Source organism: Massilia frigida (genome assembly GCF_011682175.1).
GTDB lineage: Bacteria > Pseudomonadota > Gammaproteobacteria > Burkholderiales > Burkholderiaceae_D > Telluria_A > Telluria_A frigida.
Genome location: NZ_WHJG01000001.1, coordinates 241,530 through 266,613 on the forward strand (window position 1 = coordinate 241,530; position 25,084 = coordinate 266,613).

Sequence of the window (25,084 nt, forward strand, 5' to 3'; positions counted from 1 at the left end):
ATACAAAACTTACTTGGCCTTCCCTTGGTTGGCCACGGCCGCGACGGCGGCGGCGATGGCGTCCTGGTCGCCCAGATAGTAATGGCGGATCGGTTTCAGGTCGGCGTCGAGCTCGTACACCAGCGGCTGGCCGTTGGGAATGTTGAGGCCGACGATGTCTTCATCGCTGATGCCATCGAGCATTTTGATCAGGGCGCGCAAGCTGTTGCCGTGGGCCGAGATCAGGATCTTCTTGCCGGCCCGGATGGCCGGGGCGATTTCTTCATCCCATACCGGCATCACGCGCGCCACGGTGTCTTTCAGGCATTCGGTCAGGGGAATGCTGTCTTTCGGCACGCCGGCGTAGCGCGGATCGTTGAAGGACGTGCGCTGGTCGGACGCTTCCAGCGCCGGCGGCGGGGTGTCGTAGCTGCGGCGCCAGACCAGTACCTGGGCGTCGCCGTACTTGGCGGCGGTTTCGCCCTTGTCCAGGCCTTGCAGGGCGCCGTAGTGGCGCTCATTCAAGCGCCAGTCATTCTTGACCGGCAGCCACATCATGTCCATGTCGTCCAGCGCCAGCCACAAGGTGCGGATGGCGCGCTTGAGCACCGAGGTGTAGGCCACGTCGAAGGTGAAGCCGGCCTCTTTGAGTACCTGGCCGGCGCTGCGCGCTTCGCGCACGCCTTTTTCGGTGAGGTCGACGTCGGTCCAGCCGGTGAAGCGGTTCTCAAGGTTCCAGGTGGATTCGCCGTGGCGCATGAAGACAATTTTGTACATAAGCAATTTTCAAGAAGGTGGAAGAAGAAAAACTTGAAGCGACATTGGTGAATGCAAGATGCAAGGCGTCAGTGTAAAGGGTAAGTGTAAACAGATCCGGCTTCTATTTTATAATGCGCGGATTGTCCTAAACCATTGGAACCCCGTGAAATTCATTATTGACAATATTTTTATCGTCAGCATCGTCGTGCTGTCGGGTGGCGCCCTGCTCTGGCCGGCGCTGCTTCCGCGCGGCAAACGCGCCTCCACCTTGCAGGTGACCCAGCTCATGAACCGCGGCAAGACCGTGCTGGTGGACGTGCGCGATGCCGAGGAATTTGCCAAAGGGCATTTGCGCGACGCGAAAAACATTCCGCTGGCAGACTTGGCATCCCGCATTGCCGAACTCGACAAAGCGAAAAACAAGACCATCGTCGTCATGTGCCAGACCGGTGCGCGTGCCGACAAGGCCACCAAGATCCTCGAAGCGGCCGGTTTTGCCGACGTGTTCAGCCTCGATGGCGGCCTGACCGCATGGCAAGCCGCTGGCTTGCCAACCGCTAAGTAAGAAAGGAACCACCATGACAGCCCATGTAGTGCTCTACCATACCGCCTCCTGCCCGTACTGCGTGCGCGCCGAACGCTTGCTCGAAGCGAAGGGCGTGACCGACATCGAAAAGATCCGTGTCGACCTTGACCCGGACCAGAAAGTCGTCATGATGAACAAGACCGGACGCCGCACCGTGCCCCAGATTTACGTGGGCGACACCCATGTCGGCGGTTTCGACGATTTGTATGCGCTGGATCAACAAGGACGCCTCGATCCCTTGTTAAAAGGGGTTTAAGCAGCATATAGACCCGAATGCAAGTCGATTGATTGCGCAAAACTATTTCAAGCCGTATGATTTTGCTACAATTGCCGTCGCGTTTGAAGTCCAAGCACAGAGGGGACGGCGTGTCGCCGTTCTGTTAATTTCTCAACGAAAGCGTTCCATGTCTGACGAAAATCTGCAACCCGTATTCCAAATCCAACGCGTCTACCTGAAAGACATGTCGCTGGAACAGCCGAATTCCCCAGCTATCTTCCTCGAACAAGAAGCACCGTCGATCGAAGTGTCGCTCGACGTTGGCGCCGAAGCCATCGCCGATGGGATCTACGAGTCGACCGTCACCATCACCGTGACCGCCAAGGTCAAGGACAAGGTTGCGTTCCTGGTCGAAGGCAAGCAAGCCGGTATCTTTGAAGCGCGCAACATCCCTGCGGACCAGATGGATCCCCTGCTGGGAATCGGTTGCCCGAACATCGTTTACCCTTACCTGCGCGGCAATATCGCCGACGTGATCACCCGTGCCGGCTTCCCGCCTGTGCATCTGGCCGAGATCAATTTCGAAGTGTTCTACCAGCAGCGCCGTCAGGCGCTGGCTGAAGCAGCCGCCGCTGCCCCAGCTGACACCGCAGCACACTAAGCACGACCGCAGGGTGGGCCAGGCCGCCCGCGCGCATTCGCTGCGCGCGGGTCCTGCCCGGGCACGGCTCGCGCCGGCGCCCCTGGCGGCCGCCCCACCCTGCACTCTCACGGCGAAGGCCACGCAATGACAATTCCCCGTTTTCTCCTCAGTGCCGCATTCGTGCTGGCAAGTGCCCCGGCGCACGCGCTCGATTTCAAGACCATCGGCGCGCCTAGCGTGATCCTGTACGACGCGCCCTCCGTCAAGGGCGGCAAGCTGTTCATCGCCCTGCGCGGCATGCCGGTCGAAGTCGTGCTCACCTATGGCGAATGGGTCAGGGTGCGCGATGCGAATGGCGACCTGGCCTGGGCCGAAGCGAAGTCGCTGAGCGCGCGCCGCAATGTGGTGGTGCGCACCGCCAACGCCAAGGTACGCGGCGGCGCCGATAGCGATGCCAGCCTGTTGATGACGGCTGACAAGGGCGTGCTGCTGGAACTGATCGACGCCCAGACCTCCAGCTGGATCAAGGTGAAACATCGTGACGGCATCACCGGCTATATTCGCGCTACCGACGTGTGGGGCATCTGATTCCCATGCCGAGCAGCGCCTCCAGCGTTTCACCACGCAAGATTACCGTCCTCGGCGCCGGGGCCTGGGGCACGGCGGTCGCCATCGCCCTGGCGGCGCGCCATGATGTGCTGATGTGGGGCCGCAATGGCGGCGCCATGGCGGCCATGGCCGGGGCCCGCGAAAACAGCGCCTACCTGCCCGGCTGCGCCTTTCCGGCCGCGCTGCACGTGACGTCCGACTTCGATGGCGCGCTGGCCCATGTGCTGGGCACGCCCGAGACGGAGGCGCCGCTGCTGATCGCCGCCTGCCCGGTGGCCGGGCTGCGGCCGCTGCTGATGCAGCTCAGACCCCACGCAATCTCGCATATCGTCTGGCTTTGCAAGGGCTTCGAGGGCGATACCGGCTTGCTGCCGCATCAGGTGGTGGCCGCGGTGCTCGGCAGCCAGGTGGCTGGCGGTGCCTTGTCGGGGCCCTCGTTCGCGCAGGAAGTGGCGCGCGGCTTGCCGTGCGCGCTGACGGTGGCGTCGCGCTCGGAGATGCTGCGCGAGCGGGTCGTCTCCAGCGTTCATGGCGGCAATATCCGCGTGTATTCCTGTGACGACCTGGTCGGCGTGGAAGTGGGCGGGGCGGTCAAGAATGTGCTGGCGATTGCCACCGGCGTGGCCGATGGGCTGGGACTGGGCTTGAATGCGCGCGCCGCGCTGATCACGCGCGGGCTCGCTGAAATTACCCGCCTGGGCATTGCGCTGGGCGGCACGCCGGCCACCTTCATGGGTTTGACCGGGATGGGCGACCTGATTCTCACCTGCACCGGCGACCTGTCGCGCAACCGCCGCGTGGGCCTGGGCCTGGCACAAGGCAAGGCGCTCGACACCATCGTGGCCGAGCTCGGCCATGTGGCCGAAGGCGTGCCGTGCGCCAAGGCGGTGCGGGCGCTGGCGCACACCCTGGGCGTGGACATGCCGATCACCAATGCGGTGGCCGGCGTGCTGTTCGACGGCGGCACGCCCAAGGCGATGCTGGCGCAATTGCTGGCGCGCGATCCGCGCGATGAATTGAGCTGAGCCGCAAGCCTGGCGCGGCCGGCACTAAGGAAGGGCGGCGCGCGCGCCCTGCTTCTGCAACTTCTCGATGGTCTTGTCCGCCTTCATCGCTTGCAGGACCGTCACCAGCGCCGGCACCAGCGCGGCGTGGTTCTTGTTGACATAGTGGTAGACCGGGAACGAGGCCAGCGCCGGCGCGAGCACCCGCACCTCGTCGATCTTGAGGGTCTCGGCGGCCGCCAGTCCCGCCAGGCGGTTGCCGACCACGACATCGGTGCGTCCCATGGTCAGCTTTTGGAAAGCCTGTTCCATGGTCGGCACCGCTTCGGTCTTCATGCCCACCGTATTTTCCTTGACGATCTTGATGCCGCGCACATAGCCGATCGTGTACGGCCGCAGGCTTTCCCAGCCGCCGACGACGAAGTCGGTCCCGCGCGTGAAGATCACGATTTCATAGGTGAGCAAGGGCACCGGGACGATCATCAGGTTGGGATAGTCGCGTTCCATGCCGACCTTGCGGTACAACTCGCCATCCATCCTGCCTTCGTTGGCCATGACCAGGGTGCGCTCTCCCGGCAGCTTGTGCACCACCAGCCCGCGGCCGATGCGGCGGTAGGCTTCCGCCATCACCAGTTCGGCGATGGCCGAGGCCGGATCGCTGCCGACCAGGGTCGATACGTGCATGTCGGCTGCGGCAGCGGCGGCCCCCGGGGTCATGACGCTCAAGGCAAGCGCCAGTGTCAGCAAGCTGCGACGGTCCACGATAGCCTCCGGAAGTATCCATTTAGCATAATCTTACTCCTTCCGTGGCGCCGTGACACGCTCGCTATGTCAGCAAAATGGTCAGCAAGGCCACCGCATCGTCGTTCGCACGCAAGCCGTGCGGCACGCCGCCCAGCAGGTACAGCATCTCGCCCGGGCGCAGCAGGACGCTCTTGCCGTGCGCATCGCAGACGATCTCGCCCTGCAGGCAGAGCAAGGTAATCTCGCCGTCCACCTTGTGCACCGGCATGTCGCGGTCCTTGGGCAGCACCAGCCGGATCAATTCCATATGCGCGGTCTTGGCCAGCGCGACCGAGGTGAAATGGGCGATGTCGTCGTCGCCCCGCTTCAGTGGTATCAGCTCGCCCGAGGCGGCATGTTGTAAGGCCATGACGTTTTCCTTTATTCTTCCGCGTTGCTCGCTTCCACGCTGCGCAACCAGGTGACCAGCGCGAAGGCATCCTTGAGGCCGCGCGCCAGCTCTGGCACCAGCTGGTCTGGGTCGTTGAGCTTGAGATCGACCTCGGTCCAGACAAAAAAGCTCTTGAGCTTGAGGTACTCGACATGCACGTGCTGCGCATCGAACCCCTTGGGCGGCCGCTGCAGCTTGTCTTCTTCCTGCAAGTGGCCGAAGGTGGCGCGCATGGGTTTATTCTTCAGCAATTTGGCAAAGCCTGTCGCGTCGTTGACGATCTGCTCACGGATCGCTTTCAGGCGTGGCGCCGGCGGCAAGTATTCGCCGGCCCCGAACAGCAGCTTGCCGCTGCCGTCGATCTGGAAATAATAGGTCGACCCGCCACCGGCGCTGGGGCGGCGCAAATCCTTGGGCGTGATGCCGGCCGAAAAGCGCGTCTTGTACGGGCTCTTGTCGTTGGCGAAGCGGATGTCGCGGTTGATGCGGAACATCGCTTTCTTGGGATTGCAGGCGGCCACCTGCCGGTCGAACTTGCTCAGTTCGCTGATCAGTTCGGTGACGACGGCCAGGAATTCTTCGCGCAAGATATCGTAGCGCGGTTTGTTCATGATGAACCAGGGGCGGTTATTGTTCTCGCTTAACTCGGTCAAAAACTGCGTCAGGTCGCGCAAATGCATGCTGTGGTTCCAAAAAAATGGGGAGGAGCGAAATTACTGCGGCCGCGGGCGCTTGCCGACGGTGACGTCGACCGTTGCCGCACGGTTCTTGCGCATCACGGTCATTGTAGCCTTGCCGCCGGGCGCAAGCTGGGAGATCAGCTTGAGCGTCTCGACCGTGCTGGCGGCCGGCTTGCCGGCCACGGTGAGCACGATGTCGCCGGGGAGCAGGCCGGCGCGGTCGGCCGGGCCGTTGCGCACCACCCCGGCGATGATGGTGCCGCTTTGGCGCGCCAGCCCGAAGCTGTCGGCCAGCTCGGGCGTGATGTCCTGGGTTTCGATGCCGATCCAGCCGCGCACCACGGCGCCATGGCCGATGATGGCCTCCATCACGGCCTTGGCGGTGGTGACGGGAATGGCGAAGCCGATCCCGACCGAGCCGCCGCCCTGGGAATAGATGGCCGAATTGATGCCGAGCAGGTTGCCCTTGGTATCGACCAGCGCCCCGCCCGAATTACCGAAGTTGATGGCGGCATCGGTCTGGATGAAGTTTTCGAACTCGTTGATGTGCAGATTATTGCGCCCGACCGCGGAGACGATCCCCAGCGTGACGGTCTGGCCCACGCCGAAGGGGTTGCCGATGGCCAGCACCACATCGCCCACGCGCACCGCCTCGTCATTGCCGAGCACGATCGCGGGCAACTTGCGCACATCGATGCGGATCACCGCCAGGTCGGTCTCGGGGTCGCTGCCGACCAGCCGCGCCGGCGCCTTGCGGCCGTCGGCCAGCACCACCTCGATGTCGTCGGCGCCTTCGATAACGTGGTTGTTGGTCAGGATGTAGCCGTCCGGACTGACGATCACGCCGGAGCCGAGGCTGGAGCGCTGTTCCCCGGGCGGCAGGCGGTCGCCGAAAAAGCGCCGCAACAGCGGGTCGCGCAGCAGCGGATGGGCCTGCCCGCGTTGGGTGCTGGCGAGGATGTTGACGACGGCGGGCATGGCGCGCGCGGCCGCCTCGCGGTAGCTGCCCGGGGCCGGCTGCGCGCCGGGCGCCTGCAGCACCGGCACGCCGCTGGCGACCTGGCCTGGCGCGACCCGGTCAGGCGCGACCCGGTCAGGCGCGCCCCGGCGCGGGGGCAGGCCGGGCCAGTCGGGACGCAGGGCCACGCCCACGAAATACAGCGCCAGGGCAACCGTGACCACCTGGGCGAACAACAGCCATAAGCGCCGCATCGCGCCCTCCGCTCTATTTTTTGAGGGAATCCCGGATCTCGCGCAGCAGCAGCACGTCTTCGGGGGTCGCGGCAGCCGCCACGGCGGGCGCTTCCTCGGCGCGGCGCAGCTGGTTCATCAGGCGGATCATCTGGAAGATGATGAAGGCCAGGATGATGAAATTAAGCAAGATGGTCAGGAAGTTGCCGTAGGCGAGTACCGCGCCCGCCTTCTTGGCTTCGGCCAGGGTCAGGTTCATGGCCTGGTTGTTCAGCGGCAGGTAGTAATTGGCAAAATCGAGTCCGCCGAACAGGCGGCCGATGGGGGGCATGATGATGTCTTGCACCAAGGAATCTACAATCTTGCCGAAAGCACCACCAATGATCACGCCGACCGCCAGGTCGACCACATTGCCCTTCATTGCGAACTGCCGGAACTCGCCCATCATCGTCATTTTTGCCCCCAGGATTGTGAAATAGCCATTCCGATCATACCCCCACTGGGGTTAGAAACCAAACCGCGGCATCGGTTCCCGCCGCAGCGGCAGCTTGCCGCGCGGGCGCCCGCAGGCACGGCAATTGCGCGCATTGGGCGCCCGAATCGTTTCAAAATGGCGATGATTCGCTCTTGACAGGCGCGCGTGCAACATTTTTTCTTTAACTCGCCCCCCTATTCCCTTATAATTTAAGGTTGCTAGAAGCTCTAAGTAGCTTTTTAAGATTTCGCATTTTGACTGATTGGGGTTGGTATGAGTAACGAAAAGCAGGTCGATCCGGGCCGACGCGTCATGCTCGCCGCTACGTGCGCGGCGGGTGGTGTTGTCGGTTTGGCCACGGCGGGAGCCTTGGTAAGCACATTCCAGCCGTCGGAGAAGGCAAAAGCCGCTGGCGCGCCGGTGGAAGTAGACATTACCGGCATGGCTGCCGGCGAAATGAAGACCGTTGAGTGGCGCGGCAAACCCGTATGGATTCTCAAGCGTTCGCCCGACATGGTCGCTTCGCTGAAGAAGACCGACGGCGTGGTCGCCGATCCGAAATCGGAACGGACCCCGGACGCGCTCACGCCCGAATACGCGCGCAACGAACACCGTTCGATCAAGCCGGAATACCTGATTGCGGTCGGTATCTGCTCGCACCTGGGCTGCTCGCCAACCTCGAAGTTCGCTGAAGGCGCCCAGCCTAACCTGCCGGACGACTGGGCCGGCGGCTTCCTGTGCCCTTGCCACGGTTCGACCTTCGACCTGGCCGGCCGCGTGTTCAAGAACAAGCCGGCACCGGACAACCTCGAAGTGCCGCGCCATATGTACTTGAGCGAGAATAAGCTGATCATCGGCAAAGACGAGAAAGGCGAGGCATAACATGGCCGCTTTTAAAGAAACAAAGTTCCCCGCGAATGCGCCGGTGGCCGACAAGGCGCTGGGCTGGGTGGATGACCGTTTTCCGCTGACCAAGCTGTGGAACGACCAGTGGGGCCAGTACTACGCTCCGAAAAACTTCAATTTCTGGTACATCTTCGGCTCGCTCGCGATGCTGGTGCTGGTGCTGCAGATCGTCACCGGCATTTTCCTGACCATGCACTACAAGCCGGACGCCCTGCTGGCCTTCGGTTCGGTCGAATACATCATGCGCGAAGTACCGTGGGGCTGGCTGGTGCGCTATATGCACTCGACCGGCGCCTCGGCCTTCTTCATCATCGTCTACCTGCACATGACGCGCGGGCTGCTGTACGGTTCCTACCGCAAGCCACGTGAACTGATCTGGCTGTTCGGCTTTGCGATCTTCCTGTGCCTGATGGCGGAAGCCTTCTTCGGCTACCTGCTGCCATGGGGCCAGATGTCGTACTGGGGCGCCCAGGTGATCGTCAACCTGTTCGGTGCGATTCCTTTCATCGGCCCTGACCTGTCGCTGTGGATCCGCGGCGACTACGTTGTGTCCGACGCGACCCTGAACCGCTTCTTCGCCTTCCACGTGATCGCGATTCCGCTGGTTCTGCTGGGCCTGGTTGCTGCCCACCTGATCGCGCTGCACGAAGTCGGCTCGAACAATCCTGACGGTATCGAAGTCAAGGAAACCCTGGGTCCGGACGGCCATCCGCTCGATTCGATCCCATCGCATCCTTACTACTCGGCGCACGATCTGTTCGGCGTGTCGGTGTTCCTGCTGATCTTCAGCGCGGTGGTGTTCTTTGCCCCGGAAATGGGCGGTTACTTCCTGGAGTACAACAACTTCATCCCGGCCGATTCGCTCAAGACCCCTGCGCACATCGCGCCGACCTGGTACTTCACGCCGTTCTACTCGGTGCTGCGCGCCACCACGGCCGACTTCATGTACGTGCTGATGGGTGCGATCGCCCTGTACGTGGCCTTCATCTGGGTCAAGACGCGCCTGCCATTCCTGGTCAAGGCCGCGATTGCCGGCGGCGCGCTGCTGGTCATCATCGGCATGCTGCCGCAGGTGCTGGACGCGAAGTTCTGGGGTGTGGTGCTGTTCGGTTCGTCGGTGATGATCATCGCCGCCCTGCCGTGGCTGGACCAGTCACCGGTCAAGTCGATCCGCTACCGTCCTGACTGGCACAAGTATGTGTACATCGTGTTCGGCGTGTCGTTCGTGACCCTGGGCTACCTCGGCACCCAGCTGCCGACCGCCCTGTTCACGGCACTGTCGCAAGTGTGCACGCTGTTGTACTTCGGTTTCTTCATGTTGATGCCTTGGTGGAGCTCGATGGGCACCTTCAAGCCCGTGCCGAAACGTGTGACGTTCCAGCCGCACTAATCGACGACATCACAGCAAAAGGACATTACATGAATTTTCCGAAAAAACTGATCGCGATCCTGGCATTGCTGCCGGGCCTGGCGTTAGCCAGCGAAGGCACCTTCAAGCTGGACAAGGCGCCCGAGCGCCCAAGCCTGACCTCGCTGCAAAACGGCGCCAAGCTGTTCGTCAACTATTGCCTGAACTGCCACTCGGCTTCCTCGATGCGCTACAACCGCCTGAAAGACCTGGGGCTGTCCGAAGAGCAAATCAAGGAAAACCTGTTGTTTACAGGCGAGAAAGTCGGCGCCCTGATGACGACCGCGCTGCGCCCGGCCGACGCCAAGGAATGGTTCGGCGTGGTACCGCCGGACCTGTCGGTGATTGCCCGCGCCAAGGCTTCCTCGGCCGGCAGCGGTCCCGACTATCTGTACACCTACCTGCGTACCTTCTACAAGGACGATACCCGTCCGACCGGATGGAACAATATGGTCGTGCCGAACGTGGCCATGCCGCACGTCATGTGGCAGCAGCAGGGTGTGCGCACCGTCAAGATGGTCGAAGAAAAAGATCCGCATGATGCAAGCAAAACCGTGCACACGTTCAAGGGTTTCGAGCAAGTCGCACCTGGCACCATGACATCGCTTCAGTTCGACGAAGCGACCGCCGACCTGGTCGCCTACCTCGAGTGGATGGCCGAGCCTGCCGCGGCCACCCGCAAGTCGCTGGGCGTCTGGGTCCTGTTCCTGATGTCGATCTTTGCCCTGTTCGCGTGGCGTCTGAGCGCGTCGTTCTGGAAAGAAGTCAAGTAAGCCAGCAAGCAAGTCATTCATTGCCCGCGACGTCAGCGGGCACATTTCGGGGTGATCCGCTCGTCGTTTCACCCCTTTGTTTCTAAGGAACTATAAAAATGATGGTTCTCTACTCCGGCACCACGTGCCCATTTTCCCAACGCTGCCGCCTGGTCCTGTTTGAAAAAGGCATGGACTTCGAAGTGCGCGATGTGGACCTGTTCAACAAGCCCGAAGACATCTCGACGATGAATCCGTACGGCCAGGTACCGATCCTGGTCGAGCGCGAACTGATCCTGTACGAATCGAACATCATCAACGAATACATCGACGAGCGCTTCCCGCATCCGCAGCTGATGCCGGCCGATCCGCTGATGCGCGCGCGCGCGCGCCTGATGCTGTTCAACTTCGAGAAAGAACTGTTCGTCCATGTGCACGTGCTCGAAAGCGAGCGCGCCAAGGCCAACGACAAGAGCCACGACAAGGCGCGCGCGGAAATCCGCGACCGCCTGACCACGCTCGCGCCGCTGTTCCTGAAGAATAAGTACATGCTCGGCGACGAATTCTCGATGCTCGACGTGGCCGTCGCCCCGCTGCTGTGGCGCCTGGATCACTACGGGATCGAACTGTCGAAGACGGCTGCACCGCTGATGAAGTACGCCGAGCGCATCTTCTCGCGTCCGGCCTACATCGAAGCGCTGACCCCGTCCGAGAAAGTCATGCGCCGCTGATCGGCGGCTGCCCTTTCGCCACTTTCGTTACACGCCAGTCACAACGCCTTCGGGCGAATCGCAGTAGACTGGCGTGTACACGTCGTACCACACCACTACCAGAACATGCCCGACATCTCAACCAAGCCCTATATGCTGCGCGCCATTTACGAGTGGTGTACCGACAGCGGGTTTACGCCCTACCTCGCCGTGAAGGTCGACGCCGCTACCACGGTGCCGATGGAATACGTCAAAAAAGGCGAAATCGTACTCAATATCAGCTTCGGCGCCACCTCGGGCCTGAAGATGGACAATGACGCGGTCCAGTTCCATGCCCGCTTCGGCGGCGTCTCGCGCGAGATTTATGTCCCGGTGCAAAATGTGCTGGCGATTTACGCGAACGAGAACGGCCAGGGCATGGCGTTCGAGGTGAGCAGCACGGCATCCGAGAACGCGGCGGGCCAGCCGACCGACAGTCCGCTGTCGAGCGTACCGTCGCTGGCCAAGGCACCGGCTACGGCGCTGTCGAGCGTGGCGGACACAGGGTCGGAGACTGTGCCGACGGGCGTGCCGGCCACCGCGCCGTCGCCGGACGACAACAACGATCCGCCTAAAAAAGGCGGCCGTCCGACGCTCACGCGCATCAAATAGCGTATAATCCGGGCTGTAAAAGTTTCGCCGACTTAGCTCATTTGGTAGAGCAGTTGATTTGTAATCATCAGGTGGCCAGTTCGAAACCGGCAGTCGGCACCAGAATTTAGCAGCGGTATCAAGGGGTTACATGCTCGGGCGTGTGATCCCTTTTTATTTTCCCGGCCGGGTTTCGATCAAGCAGCTGGGCAAAGCAAATCCTCCTGCAACGCCCGCGCCTCGCCGGGCCGCCCGTTCGGTCAGCGGAAACCAGAAGAAAACGTTCGCCTTCCTGTGCTACCTGCCAGGGCACACCACCGCCAGTTGCGATAGGATGCCTGATGCGAGTAATCTCCAACAAGGCCCTGAAGAGCTTCTCAGCGATCCAGCAGGACGCGGACGGCGCGCTGCAGGCCTGGCGAAAAAGCATCGAGTCGAAAGCATTCCTGAATTTCGCGGACCTCAGGCTGACGTTCAATGCGACCGACAAGGTCGGTGACTATTATATTTTTGACGTGGGTGCTAACAAATATCGGCTCGTCACGTCAATTCATTTCAACAGTCAGCAACTATTTATACGGGATGTGTTCACTCACAAGGAATACGACAAATGGAAACCCTGATGGATCAGGAAGTCGTCGACAAGATCACCTCCCACTTCCACGCGCTCAGCTCCCTTATTCCTCTTCATCCGATACGTTCGGAAGATGATTACGACAAAGCGGTCACCGCGTTGAACCTGTTGCTTGACGCCGGTGCCGCCGATGAAACGCATGCCCTTGCCGATCTCGCCGCCATGCTGGGGACCCTGATCGCTGCTTACGACGAGAAGCACTATCCGGCGTCGCCAGTTTCACCCCTTGCGATGCTGCGTTTTCTGATGGACCAACATCAACTCTCTCAATCGGAACTTCCCGAAATCGGCGCCGAGGGCATTGTGTCGGACATCCTCGACGGAAAGCGAGAACTCGATGCGGTACAAATCAAGGCACTGGCGGCGCGTTTTCACCTGCCTGCCGCCTTGTTCATCTGACTGCGCAATGCTGGCCGAATCCGGTCCGCATCGGCGCTCTGGCCTCGATCCATTGAGCCGCACAGCGGCGCCCAAGTCCGCGCCTGTACGACGACATGCTCAAGGACATCGCCTCGAACTTCAACGCCTTCGTCTCCCAGCGCGAGGATGGCGCCCTGATGGGGCCATGGAACCCGTGGCTGCACGAGCCCGCCATCGGCAAGGCGATCCGGAACCTGACCCTGGCGATGACCGCCAACGCCGTGCTGCCAGATAAGGTGCGCCCGATCGCCATCCTGGTGGTCGGCGCGCGCTTCGATGCCGCCTACGAGCTGTACGCCCATATCGCCGTGGCCGAGGCCGAAGGCATGCCGCTGGAACGCCTGGCAACCCTGGTGGCCGACCTCAAACCGTCCGACCTGAACAAGGAAGAAAGCGTCGCCTACGACCTCGCCTACGCCCAGTGCCGCGGCGGCCTGCTGCCCGAGCCGATCTACCGCCTGGCGCTGGCCACCTTCGGCCAGAAAGGCACGAATGAACTGATTTACCTGGTCGGACTCTATTCCATGGTATCGACCACGCTCAATGGTTTCGACGTTCCGGTACCTGAACATGCGTGACGGATCAGCCCAAGGAGTACCTCATACCCGCGCCACCGCCCCGCCCGAAGCGGCGCGCCCGGGCGCCACGCCCTTCGCCAGCATCGCCCTGCTGCTGCAAGGCGGCGGCGCGCTCGGCGCCTACCAGGCCGGCGTCGACGAACGCCTGCTGGAAGCGGGCATCAAGCCGACCTGGGTGGCCGGCATCTCGATCGGCGCCATCAACAGCGCCATCATCGCCGGCAACCCGCGCGCGGAGCGGGTCGCCAAGCTGCGCAGCTTCTGGGAAAAAGTCAGCAACGCCGGCGACGGCGGCGCCAGCGATGACTGGACCGGCCTGCTCACCGGCGACGCCGTGCGCGGCTGGGCCAACCAGATGGCGGCCGGACGCGTACTCTCGCATGGCGTACCGGGCTTCTTCCAGCCGCGCATGCCGCCGCCCTATCTGCCGCTGGCCAACCGCGGCGCCACCAGCTATTACGACACCGCCATGCTTGAAGGCACGCTTAACAAACTGGTCGACTTCGACCGCATCAACAGCCGCGAGATGCGCCTGAGCGTGGGCGCCGTGAACGTGCGCACCGGTAACTTCGCCTACGTCGACAACGCGGTCGACACCATCGCCGCCAAACACATCATGGCCAGCGGCGCGCTGCCGCCCGGCTTCGACGCGGTCCAGATCGATGGCGAGCATTACTGGGATGGCGGGCTGGTCTCGAAGACCCCGCTCGACTGGGTGCTGTCGGCGCGTTCGGGGCTCGACACCCTGGTGCTGCAGGTCGACCTGTGGAGCGCCAGCGGCGAGATCCCGCGCGACCTGAGCGAGGTGGCCGTGCGCATGAAGGAAGTGCAGTTTTCCAGCCGCACGCGCGCCGCCACCGACAAGTTCCGCAAAATGGCCGAGCTGCGCACCGCCTTCAAGGAACTGCTGGCCCAGATGCCGGCCGCGCTGGCCGACACGCCGCAGGCGCGCCTGCTGGCCGAAGCCTCCGACGATGCGGTGTACAACATCGTCCAGCTGGTGTACCGCTCGCCCAATGACGAAGGCCAGTCGAAAGACTTCGAGTTTTCGCGCCGCACCATGAACGAACACTGGCGTTCAGGCTACGATGATGCAGCGCTGACCCTGTCGCATCCGCAGATCATGGCCTTGCTGGCGGCCGGGCAAAGCCCCGCCATTTACGATTTCCTTACTTCCCGGCACGCAAGTGCCGCCACCAACACGTTGAAAGAGGTGTCCCATGAACTTGCAGGATAAAGTTACTGTCATTACCGGCGCCGCCAGCGGCATCGGCAAACACATCGCCCAAGTCTACTTCGACAGCGGCGCCAAGGTCGTCATCGCCGACCTCAACCTCGAAGCGGCCCAAGCCACCGCGATAGAACTCGACCCATCCGGCGAGCGCAGCATGGCGGTGGCCATGAACGTCACCAGCGAGGAGGAAGTCGACAGCGGCATCGCGGCCGTCGCGGCGCGCTTCGGCGGCATCGACGTGCTGGTCTCGAATGCCGGCATCCAGATCGTGGCGCCGCTCCAGGACTTCGCCTTCGCCGACTGGAAGAAGATGCTCGCCATCCACCTGGACGGCGCTTTCCTGAGCACGCGCGCCTGCCTGAAAGTGATGTACGCGCAAGGCCGCGGCGGCAGCGTGATCTACATGGGCTCGGTGCACTCGAAAGAGGCGTCGCCGCTCAAGTCGGCCTATGTCACGGCCAAGCACGGCCTGATCGGCCTGTGCAAGGTGGTCGCCAAGGAAGGCGCGGCGCACGGCGTGCGCGCCAACGTCATCTGCCCCGGCTTCGTGCGCACGCCGCTGGTGGAAAAACAGATCCCCGAACAGGCCAAGGCGCTCGGCATGTCGGAAGCCGACGTGGTCAAGAACGTGATGCTCAAGGAAACCGTCGATGGCGAATTCACCACCGTGGACGACGTGGCGCAGACCGCCCTGTTCCTGGCGGCGTTCCCGAGCAATGCGCTGACCGGGCAATCGATCGTGGTCAGCCATGGCTGGTTCATGCAGTAAACCGGCAACTGGCCGGCGCCGTACGCCCCGCGCCGTTCCATATTAAGATGGTGGCGCCCGCCCTCGCGGCGAGCGCTGCCGCACGTTCAACCGGACCGGCAGGTGCCATCAATCTGCCCGGACCCCTATGCGCCCCACACCCGTCGAAACCGTCATCCCCGCCTCGAGCGCCATTGCGGCCTCGCTTCCCGGAGCCTATTTCCATGATGCCTGGGCGATCGCCCCGGACGACCCCGGCGCCACCGCGCTGGAACTGTTTCTCCAGGTGAGCTCCAGCACGCCCGGCTGGGTCAACACCCTGATGAGCTTGCGTAACCGCGTGGTGGCGAAGCTGGGCCTGAAGAATCTCGGCACCTTGTCCGCGCTCGATCCGGCCAAGCCGGCCTCGGCCTACCAGCCCGGCGACCGGGTCGGCATCTTCACCCTGTTCGCCAACACCCCCGACGAGGTGCTGCTGGGCGACAAGGACAAGCACCTGGACGTGGTCCTGTCCGTGCACAAGGCGGTCGACGCCGCCAGCGGGAAAATGCTGGCCACGGTCAGCACCGTAGTCCACGTGCACAACTGGCTGGGCCGCCTCTACATGCTGCCGGTGACGCCCCTGCACCGCATCATCGCGCCGGCGGTGCTCCAGAACGCTGCCCGGGCGGTGCCCACGGCGTGATGAAGGTTGCACTTTGTAAGCGAAATTGTCTTTCCTGACAATATTGTGTCAACTGGGCTACACTTGCGCCATTCTGACCATCCCGTGGATTCCCGATGAGCCGTCGACTCTTGACTGCATGCGCCTGCGCCACCCTGCTGCTGGCCGGATGCCTGGTCCCTGAACGCTTTAGCGCCAGGACCGCGTTCCAGGCCGATGGCAGTTACGAGTATTCCTACGCCGGCACCGCCGTGCACACTATCGCGGCCACCCAGATGGCCAAGGGCGGCAAGCTCGCCCCCAAGGAAGAGGAAAGCCTGGAAAACGAAGCCGCCAAGATGAAGCACGAGCAGGATATCCGCCAGGCCGACTACAAGGGCAATGCGCGCTACGACCTCAGTGTCGAAGGCAAGCGCCAGCGCGGCCAGACGCTCGACCTGCTCGGCGTGCTGCGCGTGGCCACCGACAAGGATGGGGTGGTCACCCTGGCCGCCGGCAAGCTCGACGACAAGGAAAAAGCCAGCATGGCCAAACTCGGCATCAAGCTCGACGGCACGCTATCGGTGACGGTGCCGATCAGCGCGCAAGTGTTGTCGCACAATGCCACCTCGACCCCCTCGTTCTTTGGCCTGATCGGCACGTATAGGTGGAAGATCGGCAGCATCGAGCAGCGTCCCGAGATGAAGATCCGCTTCAAGCAGTAAACGGCGCGCGCCGCCTGCCCGGCGGCTCCGGCGCGACGGCCTGGCAGCACGCTTTCGGTCCCAAACCGACACTCCATCCCGCCAAAAGCGCAGTTCATCGCAATCGCCGTGTTGACGATCCCCCCTGTGGCTATAGTTCACTCAACCCAACGAACTTAACCCACAGGAGTCAATCATGAACATCGCAAAAAACATGGAAGCCATCTTCGTCGCCGCCCTGGTCGTCGTCTCCGCCACCAGCTTTGCCACCGCCAGCGCACCGGCCCCGCGCAGCAGCGCGCCGGCCGCCGTGCAAGCCGGCGCCGATGCCAGCATGACGGTGGTCACCGTCAGCGCCAAGCGCCTCAGCGCCGCTGAAAAAGCCCAGCTCAAAGGCTGAGCAGCGCCACCTCGCCGACACGACCACGGAGATCCATCATGAACAGATTGTTTGCCAGCGCCCTCATGGCCGCCGCCCTCACCACCAGCAGCGGCGCGGCCAGCGCGGATGAGCAGGTCAGCGAGCGCCGCAGCGTCGATGCACGGGTGCTGAAGATCACGCTGAACGGCGTCATCAATCTGAACGTGAAGCAAGGCGCAACGCCCTCCCTGACCCTGTACGGCGACAAGCATGACGTGTCGGAAGTGGCCGTGGCCCAGCAAGGCGACACCTTGCGGATCGGTACCACCAGGCGCGATCTGCATATCGGCCACCAGCGCACGCATGAACTGCGCGCCGAACTGACCCTGCCGAACCTGAACGAATTCGTATCGGAGGGCATCGGCTCGACCGAACTGCGCGGCTTCAAGGGCGAGCGCATCCTGATCAGGCTCGATGGCGCCGGCGCCATCAAGCTGCTCAGCCAGTACAAACAGATCAACGCACGCCTGGGCAGAGCCGGCAACATGACGCTCGACGCCGGCGACACCGAGCGGGTCGACCTGTCGCTGCGCGGCGCCGGCCGCATCGAGGCCAGCGGGCAGACCAGGGTGCTGCGCGCCGATCTCGGCGGCGTAGGCAGCCTGGAGGCGGGCAAGCTGCGTGCCGATGCCGTCGAACTCGACATGTCGGGCCTGGGCAGTGCCGACGTGTTTGCGAAGAATTCGGCCAAGCTCACGCTCAACGGCCTGGGCTCGGCCACGGTGCGCGGCAAGCCGCCGGTGCGCAGCGCCAGCGCCCACGGCCTGGGCAGCGTCACCTGGGAATAAGGCACGCACCGCACGCGCCGCCATGCAGCCGCCCATTGACCGGGGCGGCTTTTTTTATGCCCGTCTCAGCGCAGAAGGATATCGTTCTTCACGCTCTTGACGCCGTCGATCTTGCGCGTCAGCGCCACCGCCTTGGGGATGTGGTCGGGCGCGCTGACAAAGCCGCTCAGCTGCACCGTGCCCTTGAAGGTCTCGACATTGATCTCGGTCGCCTTGAGCTCGGGATCGGCCACCAGGGCCGCCTTGACCTTGCCGGTGATGATGCTGTCGTCGATGAATTCGCCCGTGCCTTCGCGCTGCGCGGTGGGGGCGCAGGCGACCAGGGCCAGCAGGGCGACCCCGGCCAGGGTCCGTGTAAAGCGTTGTGCAATGCTCATGGGATGCTCCGGTAGTGGATGGATCATCCTATTGTCGCGTGAGCCCCCGCACCGGGTTTGATATGGCACAAACGGACCAGCCCCCGAAGATGCATCAGCCTGGCGCCGGCCCTTGCCTGCGGCGCGCCGCGATGATAGCCGGCGCGGCCGCGGCCGGCACCAGGTCGCGCCCGATTACCAGGCGCAGGTCGGCACGGCCGATGTCGCCTGCGGCCAGCACGCGCGCGGCGCCGAAGCGTTCAGCCAGGCGCTCGGCGGCCTCGCGAAATTCCGGCTGATATTCGATGCGGGTCTGGCGCACGCCGAAGCCTTTCTGGTTGCTCAGCCGCACCACGCGCAAGGCGCCCTCGTCCATCGTGCCGGCCAGCGCGCGCGCCATGCCGCTCACGCCGTTGCCGTTGCGGATTTCCAGCAAGGCCTGGCCCGCACGCGCCTGTGGCACCGCCGCCGCCACCACCGCCGCCGCCGGGGCCGACGCGGCCGGCGGCGGCGCCGGCCGCGCGCTCACGCGCCGCACCACGAATACGCCGGCGGCGTCCTGGCGCACGTCGGTACGGTCCCACTGCAGCTCCTGGGCCAGCGCCGGCCCGCCCGCCTTGACCGCCGTGTCGATGGCGGCCACGCCGGCGCGCTCGGCGAGCGCGTAATCGCTCTTGAAGTCGTGCGTGCGCAGCGCGCTGGCCTGCCGCGCCATCTGCGCGGCGCGTTCATGCTGCCCGACTTTGGCGAGCGCATCGCCCAGATGCTGCCAGGCGCGGTCGTTGAGCGGATCGAGCAGGCAAGCCTTTTCCAGCGCGGCCAGGGCCGGCCCGAACTCGCCGTTGAGGAAGTGGGCGTAGCCGAGATTGCTGAACAGGAAGGCGCTGGCTTGCCCGCCGCCGTCCGCCACCTCGCGCGTCATGGCTTGCCACAGCGTGATGGCGCGCGCGAAGTCGCCCTGCTCGGCGTACAGGGTGGCCAGGCCGTTGCGCGCTTTCAGGTGCCCGGGTTCGCGCGCCAGCGCCGCCTCGTAGGATGCGCGCGCCGCCTGGTAGCGGTACGCCAGGTGCGCGCTGCGCCCCAGCAGATAGGCATCCTCGGCGCGCTGCGGGGTGGCATCGGCCACGGCCGGCGCGCCGGCGGCGGCGTGTCCGCCCGGATTGGTGCAGGCCAGCAGCAGCGCGCCGGCGCACAGCAGGGAACAGCAAGTGAAGGTGGTACGCATGGCAGGCTCCGCGATGAAAATGAACAGGAAGAATTTACTGGCCGTTGACCGACTTGAGCGTGCGCATGATCTGCATGGCGGCGGGGCCGAGCAAGACCATCAGCAGGGTCGGGAAGATGAAGAAAATCAGGGGGAACATCAGCTTCACGCCGATCTTGGCGGCTTGTTCCTCCGCCATCTGGCGCCGCTTGGTGCGCAGGGTGTCGGCATGCACGCGCAGCGAGGTGCCCATGCTGGTGCCGAAGCGCTCGGACTGGATCATCATCGCCACCAGGGTGTCGACGTCTTCCACGCCGCTGCGCAGGGCAAAATTGCGCAGTGCCTTTTCCTTGCTGAAGCCAGCCCGCATTTCCATCAGCACCAGCTGCATTTCCTGGGCCAGCACCATGCTCTTGATGTGGATCTCGGCGGCCACCTTGATCAGCGCGCGCTCCAGGCTCAGGCCCGCTTCCACGCACACCGTGAGCAGGTCGAGCGCGTCGGGAATCGACTCGAAAATCTCGCGCTGGCGCCGGCGCGCCGTGAATTCGAGCACGGCATTGGGCAGGTAGTAGCCGAATGCCGCCGTGCCCAGCATCATCGTCATGATGCGCTGCCCGCTCATGACGTCGCTCGAGAGCGCGATCCACAGCCCCACCAGGGCTGGCAGCAACAGCGCCAGCAAGGTCTTGGCCCCGAAATACAGGGTGGCCACGGCCGGGCCGCGCCAGCCGGCATTCATGAAGCGGGTGCGCAGGGGCGATTTTTCCCAGCCCTGCTCGGGCAGCGACAGGCTGCTGAAGGGCTGGGCCACCTTGGCCACCTTTTCCACCCAGCCATCGCTGCGGCGGGTGCTGGTGTCGGCGGTGGCGCCCACGCGCGCCAGGCGCTCGCGCATGTAGCCGGGCCAGAAGGTCACCATGGCCAGGCCCGCCAGGCCGACCACGACCGCGAACACGATCAGCAAAAACAGTAATTGCGAGCCGCTCATGGCTTCCTCCTAGACGCGAATATTGATCAGATGGCGCAGCCACAGCACCCCGATGCTGATCATGCCTGCGGCATAGCACAGCAGGCGCACGCCGCTGGGGTCGGTCCACAGCATGCTGATGTATTCGGGGTTGGCAAAATACATCATTCCGGCGACCGCGAACGGCAGGATGCCGAGAATCCAGGCCGAGATGCGCCCTTCGGCCGACAGTACCCGCACCTGGCCGAGCAGCTTGAGGCGTTCGCGGATGATGTGGCCGATATTGCCCAGGATTTCCGCCAGGTTGCCACCCGACTCGCGCTGGATCAGTACCGCGATCACCATGTAGCGCAGGTCGGTCAGGGGAATCCGCTCGGCCAGGCTGTGCAGCGCTTCGCCCATCGGCACGCCGTAGTTGATTTCCTGGTGCACGATGCGAAATTCGCCGCTGAGCGGCTCGGGCAGTTCGCTGCCGACCATTTGCAGCACGTTGGTAAACGAGTGGCCGGCGCGCATGGCGCGCGCCAGGAAGTCGGCCGCCTCGGGCAACTGCTGTTCGATCTTGCCCATGCGCTTGGCGCGCGTGCGCCGCAGCGCGAAATACGGCAGGCCCAGGCCTGCCAGCAGCAGCGGCCAGGTCAGCAGCGGCGGCGTGTCCCAGGCGTGCGCCGCCAGCGCCGCCGCGCATAGCAACACCAGCGAGGCCACCAGGAACTGCGACACGATCCAGTTCACGCCGGCCTGCAGCAGCAGGCGGTCGATGGCGTGCGCCAGGCGCAGGCGGTGCAGCATGCCGTCCAGGCCATCGTTGCCGCTGTAGCGGCGCCGCTTGAGGATGGAGATCGCCCCATCCTCGCTATCGGTGCCGCCCGACATCACGCGCAGGCGGCGCGCGATGCGCTTGGCGCCGCCGCCGCGCGTTTCCGACCAGAACAGGTAGCCGCCTTCGATCATCAGGATGACCGCGGCAAACAGCAGGACGGCAAAGCCGTAGAAGACATAGTCCATGGCCGTTCCTATTCGAAGATGCGGCTGGGGTCGAAGGCTGAATCGGGCACGGGCGCGCCGAACAGGCGCAGGCGGTCGGCAAAGCGCGGCCGCACCCCGGTGGCGCGGAAGTGCCCGACCACCTTGCCTTCGGCATCGACCCCGGTCTGCTCGAAGCAAAAGATTTCCTGCATGGCGATCATCTCGCCTTCCATGCCGGTGATTTCCTGCAGGCTGACCAGCTTGCGCGCGCCATCGGTCAGGCGCGTCACTTGCAGCACCACCGTGATGGCCGAGCAGATTTGCTGGCGCACCGCGCGCGGGGTGAGCGTGACGCCGGCCATGCCGACCATGTTTTCCAGCCGCGCCAGGGCGTCGCGCGGGGTGTTCGAGTGGATCGTCGCGAGCGAGCCTTCGTGGCCGGTGTTCATCGCTTGCAGCATGTCCATCGCTTCGGCGCCGCGCACCTCGCCCAGGATGATGCGGTCGGGCCGCATGCGCAGCGCGTTGCGCACCAGCGCGCGCTGGGTCACCTCGCCCTTGCCTTCGATATTCGGCGGGCGCGTTTCCAGGCGCACCACGTGCGGCTGGCGCATCTGCAGTTCGGCCGCGTCTTCGATGGTGATGATGCGCTCGTTGGCCGGGATGAAGCCCGACAGCAGGTTGAGCAGGGTGGTCTTGCCGCTGCCGGTGCCGCCCGAAATCAGGATGTTGATCTTCGAGTGCCCGAGCGACTGCAATACCTGCACCATGGGCGGGGTCATGCTCTTGAAACGCAGCAGGTTCTCGACCGTCAGCGGAGTGGCCGAAAAACGCCGGATCGACAGGATCGCGCCATCCACCGCCAGCGGCGGGATGATGGCGTTCACGCGCGAGCCGTCCGGCAGGCGCGCGTCGACCATCGGGCTCGATTCGTCGACCCGGCGTCCGACCCGCGAGACGATCTTTTCGATGATCTTCATCAGGTGCGCACTGTCGTGGAAGGTGATGTCGGTCAGTTCCAGCCGTCCGCGCCGCTCGACGTACACCTGGTTGTAGGTGTTGACCAGGATGTCCGACACGGTCGGATCTGCCAGCAGCGATTCGAGCGGGCCGAAGCCGAGCATTTCGTGCTGGATGTCGAGCACCAGGTCGTGCCGTTCGTGCTGGTTGAGCACGATGTGCTCTTCTTCGATGATGTGCTGCACCAGCAAACCCAGTTCATGCTTGAACTGCTCCGGCGTGAGGCGCTTGAGGCGCTCCAGGTCGATGCGGTCGAGCACCATCTGGTGCATGTTCTTCTTCAGGTCGTGATAAGCATGGTTGGCCGGTTCCGCTTCGGACGGCTGGGTGGGGCGGCTATCGTCGGTCGCGGTCAGGCGTTCGCGCAAGGTCATGGGATTCTCCTGGGGTTTATTGTTCGGCCTCGGCGCGCCCGAACAGGCGGGTCAGCAAGCCCTTGGTTTCCGGCACGCGCCGCGCGGTGACCAGCTCGACCAGTTCGGCCAGGCTGCGCGCTACCGGGCTGGCGCGCGACAATTGCAGCACCGGCACGCCCTGGTTGACCGAATCGGTCACCGCCACGTAATCGTTGGGCACGGTGTGCATGACATCGGCGCCGAGCGAGGCTTGCACGTCTTGCAGGCGCAGGCGCCCGCCCTTTTCGTAGCGGTTCACGATCAGGCGCGTGTTTTCGATGGCGTAGCCGAGCGAGCGGAAGATGTCGAGCAGGCGGCGGCCGTCGCGCAGGTCAGGCAGGGCCAGTTGCAGCACCGGATAGATGGCGTCGGCGTTGTCGAGCGCGCGCAGGGAAATGGCGTCGATCTGGCGGCCCACGTCGAGCACCACGTAGTCGTAGTGCTGGCGCGCCACGCGCAGGATGATGTCCATCTGTTCCGGTTTCAGGTCGACCGCGTGGGAGGGGTCGTCGGCCGCCGCCAGGATGCCGAAGCCGGGCGTGACGTGCACCAGGCAGGAATCGAGGAAGGCGCCGTCGATGCGCGCGATCTGGCTGCACACATCGGACAGGGTCATGGCCGGCTTCTGGTCCGACACATACAGGGTGGCATCGCCGAACTGGCCGTGCAGGTCGATCAGGATGACTTTCTTGTCGGCCAGGCTGGCCAGGGCATAGGCGAAATTGGTCGACAGGAAGGTGGCGCCGCTGCCACCCTTGCAGGAAATGAAGGCCAGCACCTTGCCGTCGCACAGCTTGCCGGCATTGGCGGCGTCGGCGATGCGGTTGATGGCGTCGTGGAAGGCGCTGTGCACCAGCGGCAGTTGCAGCACTTCGCGCACGCCGGCGCGCATGGCGCGGATCAAGAGGTTTTGCTGCTGCTCGCGGGTGAGCAGCATGAAGGTGGCGGCCGGGTACAGCTTGGCCAGGCGCACCAGCTGTTCGGCCTCGCCTTCATCGAGGCCGCTGGCGTCGACGATCACCAGCGCCGGGCTGTCGGGCAGCACGCGTTCGAGCGCGTCGCGCAGGCGGCTGCGCACGGCCACCAGGGTCACTGGCGGCATCCGCGCGGCGCCCTGGGCGGCGATCTCGGCTTGCAGCTGGCTGTCGTGAGTGATAAGTAGAGCTTTCATGGCACATCCTCGTGGGTAAGGCCGCGCGGCTTCAGGGGCCGGGGCAGACTTCGGTGCTACCTGCTTGGTGACCCAGCGACGCGGCCGGGAGGATTGTCGCGAAGGTCGGATAGGTGAACGCCCAGCCCAGCAATTTGCCGGCAAACATGGGTTTGTACACCGCTGGATCGCAAGTGGCGCCGCCGCCGGAGGCGCACAGCTGGGCGCGCACGAAGCGCACGCAGCTCGCGCCATTCGGATTGGCATTGCAGTTGACGACGTTTTGCGAGGGGCAGGCCGGCAAGGAGGCGACCGCCCCGAAATCGCTGCGCAGGTGGCTGATCGCGATGCGCGCATCCTTCTTTTCGTCCGTACCGAGCGCGATGATGCCGGCGCGCGCCGGCAGCGCGGCCGCCTGCGCCACCGCCTCCAGCGCGGTGCTGTCGATCGGGTTGACCATGGCCGCCCCGCGCGCCGCCGTGTAGGTCGCGTTCGACAGCATGTTCCACAGGTACATCACACGCGCCATTTCGAGCAGTCCCAGCGTAAACAGCAGGAAAATCGGCAAGGTCAGGGCGAATTCGATCAGGGTCGCGCCGCGCATGCGCTGGCGGGTCGGGCGGAATGCTTGGAACATGGAAGACTCCCGGCGCTCAGTGGTTGTAAGGAACCGTGACCGACGTCTGGATCGTCATATTGCTCGACATTCCCAGTTCGGTCATGATGTTGTAGCCGTTCGGTATCGCCACCCCGACCGTGACCGTGACGGTGTCCTGGCGATCGCCCCCGCACAGCAGGTTGCCGTTGCAGTCGAAGTCGTATTCGAGCAGCGGGATGGCGGGCGCCACGTTGGCGTCGAGCAGCGATTGTTCGATCAACTGCAAGGCCCTGAGCTTCATCGGGCTGTTGAACGCGGCACTGCCGGCCCACTCGCCTGGCGGCACCGCCGCCAGGCTGGCGGCGGCGGCGGTGGCGGTTTGCTTGAGCACCGCGTATACGTAAAACAGGCGGCCGATGCTGAAGATAACCGGCAGCAGGAAAGCCATGAAAGCGAGGATCAGGGCCAGTTCGATACGCGCAATGCCGCGCGCGCGGCGCCGGAAAATGGAAGGCATGGCGGGGTGCCC

The 25,084-nt window shown here is 64.1% G+C and carries 33 protein-coding genes and 1 tRNA gene; 20 read left to right on the forward strand and 14 right to left on the reverse strand.

Translation table 11 applies throughout. The annotated features are described in order from the left end of the window. Positions 1-9: 9 nt before the first annotated feature. Positions 10-756 (reverse strand): 2,3-diphosphoglycerate-dependent phosphoglycerate mutase, encoded by a 747-nt coding sequence (gene gpmA / locus F2P44_RS01080; protein WP_167084221.1) that lies wholly within the window; start codon positions 754-756, stop codon positions 10-12. A gap of 145 nt (positions 757-901) precedes the next feature. Here gpmA and F2P44_RS01085 point away from each other — a divergent pair, with 145 nt between their 5' ends. The 5 genes from F2P44_RS01085 to F2P44_RS01105 all read left to right on the forward strand — a co-directional run bounded on the left by F2P44_RS01085 (position 902) and on the right by F2P44_RS01105 (position 3,818). Next, positions 902-1,303 (forward strand): rhodanese-like domain-containing protein, encoded by a 402-nt coding sequence (locus tag F2P44_RS01085; protein ID WP_167084223.1) that lies wholly within the window; start codon positions 902-904, stop codon positions 1,301-1,303. 13 nt (positions 1,304-1,316) lie between these two features. After that, positions 1,317-1,580 (forward strand): glutaredoxin 3, encoded by a 264-nt coding sequence (gene grxC / locus F2P44_RS01090; protein WP_167084225.1) that lies wholly within the window; start codon positions 1,317-1,319, stop codon positions 1,578-1,580. A gap of 148 nt (positions 1,581-1,728) precedes the next feature. Then, positions 1,729-2,202: a protein-export chaperone SecB gene (gene secB / locus F2P44_RS01095; protein ID WP_099873667.1), complete on the forward strand. Its 474-nt coding sequence runs from the start codon at positions 1,729-1,731 to the stop codon at positions 2,200-2,202. A gap of 126 nt (positions 2,203-2,328) precedes the next feature. Continuing rightward, positions 2,329-2,772, forward strand: coding sequence for an SH3 domain-containing protein (locus F2P44_RS01100; protein ID WP_167084227.1), 444 nt, complete (start codon positions 2,329-2,331; stop codon positions 2,770-2,772). A gap of 5 nt (positions 2,773-2,777) precedes the next feature. Further along, complete coding sequence (locus F2P44_RS01105) at positions 2,778-3,818, forward strand: NAD(P)H-dependent glycerol-3-phosphate dehydrogenase (RefSeq protein WP_167084229.1); 1,041 nt, start codon at positions 2,778-2,780, stop codon at positions 3,816-3,818. Between the two features lie 24 nt (positions 3,819-3,842). Here F2P44_RS01105 and F2P44_RS01110 read toward each other — a convergent pair whose 3' ends face one another. From F2P44_RS01110 to mscL, 5 genes are all read right to left on the reverse strand, one after another. Further along, positions 3,843-4,559, reverse strand: coding sequence for a substrate-binding periplasmic protein (locus F2P44_RS01110; RefSeq protein ID WP_370662618.1), 717 nt, complete (start codon positions 4,557-4,559; stop codon positions 3,843-3,845). A gap of 64 nt (positions 4,560-4,623) precedes the next feature. Next, a complete protein-coding gene (locus F2P44_RS01115) occupies positions 4,624-4,950 on the reverse strand; it encodes a cupin domain-containing protein (protein ID WP_167084231.1) in 327 nt (108 codons plus the stop codon). An 11-nt stretch (positions 4,951-4,961) separates the two neighbouring features. Next, positions 4,962-5,651: a DUF2461 domain-containing protein gene (locus F2P44_RS01120; protein ID WP_167084233.1), complete on the reverse strand. Its 690-nt coding sequence runs from the start codon at positions 5,649-5,651 to the stop codon at positions 4,962-4,964. Positions 5,652-5,684: 33 nt separating this feature from the next. After that, a complete protein-coding gene (locus tag F2P44_RS01125; RefSeq protein WP_167084235.1) occupies positions 5,685-6,863 on the reverse strand; it encodes a trypsin-like peptidase domain-containing protein in 1,179 nt (392 codons plus the stop codon). Between the two features lie 13 nt (positions 6,864-6,876). Next, a complete protein-coding gene (gene mscL / locus F2P44_RS01130) occupies positions 6,877-7,296 on the reverse strand; it encodes a large conductance mechanosensitive channel protein MscL (protein ID WP_167084237.1) in 420 nt (139 codons plus the stop codon). 294 nt (positions 7,297-7,590) lie between these two features. On the opposite strand from mscL, the gene petA reads away from it, so the two are divergent. From petA to F2P44_RS01205, 15 genes are all read left to right on the forward strand, one after another. Continuing rightward, positions 7,591-8,199: a ubiquinol-cytochrome c reductase iron-sulfur subunit gene (petA, locus tag F2P44_RS01135; protein ID WP_167084239.1), complete on the forward strand. Its 609-nt coding sequence runs from the start codon at positions 7,591-7,593 to the stop codon at positions 8,197-8,199. A 1-nt stretch (position 8,200) separates the two neighbouring features. Further along, a complete protein-coding gene (locus tag F2P44_RS01140; protein WP_167084241.1) occupies positions 8,201-9,613 on the forward strand; it encodes a cytochrome b in 1,413 nt (470 codons plus the stop codon). Between the two features lie 29 nt (positions 9,614-9,642). After that, the gene (locus tag F2P44_RS01145; protein WP_167084244.1) at positions 9,643-10,404 is read left to right on the forward strand and encodes a cytochrome c1; all 762 of its coding nucleotides are present in this window, start codon (positions 9,643-9,645) and stop codon (positions 10,402-10,404) included. Positions 10,405-10,502: 98 nt separating this feature from the next. Next, positions 10,503-11,114, forward strand: coding sequence for a glutathione S-transferase N-terminal domain-containing protein (locus F2P44_RS01150; protein WP_054265664.1), 612 nt, complete (start codon positions 10,503-10,505; stop codon positions 11,112-11,114). A 105-nt stretch (positions 11,115-11,219) separates the two neighbouring features. After that, positions 11,220-11,744, forward strand: a complete 525-nt coding sequence (locus tag F2P44_RS01155; protein ID WP_167084246.1) for a ClpXP protease specificity-enhancing factor — start codon at positions 11,220-11,222, stop codon at positions 11,742-11,744. Between the two features lie 26 nt (positions 11,745-11,770). Continuing rightward, positions 11,771-11,846 (forward strand) — tRNA-Thr (locus tag F2P44_RS01160). 218 nt (positions 11,847-12,064) lie between these two features. Further along, entirely contained in the window at positions 12,065-12,346 is a 282-nt protein-coding gene (locus tag F2P44_RS01165; protein ID WP_167084248.1) for a type II toxin-antitoxin system HigB family toxin, read from the forward strand. Further along, positions 12,334-12,756 (forward strand): helix-turn-helix domain-containing protein, encoded by a 423-nt coding sequence (locus tag F2P44_RS01170; protein WP_167084250.1) that lies wholly within the window; start codon positions 12,334-12,336, stop codon positions 12,754-12,756. The genes F2P44_RS01165 and F2P44_RS01170 overlap by 13 nt, the downstream gene beginning before the upstream one ends. 95 nt (positions 12,757-12,851) lie before the next feature. Beyond that, positions 12,852-13,355: a carboxymuconolactone decarboxylase family protein gene (locus F2P44_RS01175; RefSeq protein ID WP_229423312.1), complete on the forward strand. Its 504-nt coding sequence runs from the start codon at positions 12,852-12,854 to the stop codon at positions 13,353-13,355. Beyond that, positions 13,348-14,592, forward strand: a complete 1,245-nt coding sequence (locus F2P44_RS01180) for a DUF3734 domain-containing protein (RefSeq protein WP_167084252.1) — start codon at positions 13,348-13,350, stop codon at positions 14,590-14,592. Before F2P44_RS01175 ends, F2P44_RS01180 begins: the two co-directional genes overlap by 8 nt. Then, positions 14,576-15,358 carry a 3-hydroxybutyrate dehydrogenase gene (locus F2P44_RS01185; RefSeq protein ID WP_167084254.1) on the forward strand — a complete coding sequence of 261 codons (783 nt, stop codon included), beginning with the start codon at positions 14,576-14,578 and terminating at the stop codon, positions 15,356-15,358. The genes F2P44_RS01180 and F2P44_RS01185 overlap by 17 nt, the downstream gene beginning before the upstream one ends. Before the next feature lie 127 nt (positions 15,359-15,485). Beyond that, positions 15,486-16,022 (forward strand): DUF2867 domain-containing protein, encoded by a 537-nt coding sequence (locus F2P44_RS01190; RefSeq protein ID WP_167084256.1) that lies wholly within the window; start codon positions 15,486-15,488, stop codon positions 16,020-16,022. Between the two features lie 95 nt (positions 16,023-16,117). Then, positions 16,118-16,705: a hypothetical protein gene (locus F2P44_RS01195; RefSeq protein ID WP_167084258.1), complete on the forward strand. Its 588-nt coding sequence runs from the start codon at positions 16,118-16,120 to the stop codon at positions 16,703-16,705. A gap of 175 nt (positions 16,706-16,880) precedes the next feature. Further along, positions 16,881-17,084 carry a hypothetical protein gene (locus F2P44_RS01200; RefSeq protein WP_167084260.1) on the forward strand — a complete coding sequence of 68 codons (204 nt, stop codon included), beginning with the start codon at positions 16,881-16,883 and terminating at the stop codon, positions 17,082-17,084. A gap of 38 nt (positions 17,085-17,122) precedes the next feature. Then, positions 17,123-17,893, forward strand: a complete 771-nt coding sequence (locus tag F2P44_RS01205) for a GIN domain-containing protein (protein ID WP_167084262.1) — start codon at positions 17,123-17,125, stop codon at positions 17,891-17,893. 65 nt (positions 17,894-17,958) lie between these two features. Here F2P44_RS01205 and F2P44_RS01210 read toward each other — a convergent pair whose 3' ends face one another. The 8 genes from F2P44_RS01210 to F2P44_RS01245 all read right to left on the reverse strand — a co-directional run bounded on the left by F2P44_RS01210 (position 17,959) and on the right by F2P44_RS01245 (position 25,072). Then, positions 17,959-18,270: a BON domain-containing protein gene (locus F2P44_RS01210; protein WP_167084264.1), complete on the reverse strand. Its 312-nt coding sequence runs from the start codon at positions 18,268-18,270 to the stop codon at positions 17,959-17,961. A 94-nt stretch (positions 18,271-18,364) separates the two neighbouring features. Next, the gene (locus F2P44_RS01215; RefSeq protein WP_167084266.1) at positions 18,365-19,474 is read right to left on the reverse strand and encodes a LytR C-terminal domain-containing protein; all 1,110 of its coding nucleotides are present in this window, start codon (positions 19,472-19,474) and stop codon (positions 18,365-18,367) included. A gap of 34 nt (positions 19,475-19,508) precedes the next feature. Then, the gene (locus tag F2P44_RS01220) at positions 19,509-20,444 is read right to left on the reverse strand and encodes a type II secretion system F family protein (RefSeq protein ID WP_167084268.1); all 936 of its coding nucleotides are present in this window, start codon (positions 20,442-20,444) and stop codon (positions 19,509-19,511) included. Positions 20,445-20,453: 9 nt separating this feature from the next. Beyond that, positions 20,454-21,431 (reverse strand): type II secretion system F family protein, encoded by a 978-nt coding sequence (locus tag F2P44_RS01225; protein ID WP_167084270.1) that lies wholly within the window; start codon positions 21,429-21,431, stop codon positions 20,454-20,456. Positions 21,432-21,439: 8 nt separating this feature from the next. Then, on the reverse strand, positions 21,440-22,786 hold the full coding sequence (locus tag F2P44_RS01230) for a TadA family conjugal transfer-associated ATPase (protein WP_167084272.1): 1,347 nt from the start codon (positions 22,784-22,786) through the stop codon (positions 21,440-21,442). Positions 22,787-22,802: 16 nt separating this feature from the next. Continuing rightward, on the reverse strand, positions 22,803-23,978 hold the full coding sequence (locus F2P44_RS01235; protein WP_167084274.1) for a CpaE/TadZ family protein: 1,176 nt from the start codon (positions 23,976-23,978) through the stop codon (positions 22,803-22,805). Between the two features lie 31 nt (positions 23,979-24,009). Continuing rightward, positions 24,010-24,594 carry a TadE family protein gene (locus F2P44_RS01240; RefSeq protein ID WP_167084275.1) on the reverse strand — a complete coding sequence of 195 codons (585 nt, stop codon included), beginning with the start codon at positions 24,592-24,594 and terminating at the stop codon, positions 24,010-24,012. Positions 24,595-24,610: 16 nt separating this feature from the next. After that, on the reverse strand, positions 24,611-25,072 hold the full coding sequence (locus F2P44_RS01245; protein ID WP_167084277.1) for a hypothetical protein: 462 nt from the start codon (positions 25,070-25,072) through the stop codon (positions 24,611-24,613). Positions 25,073-25,084: the final 12 nt, after the last annotated feature.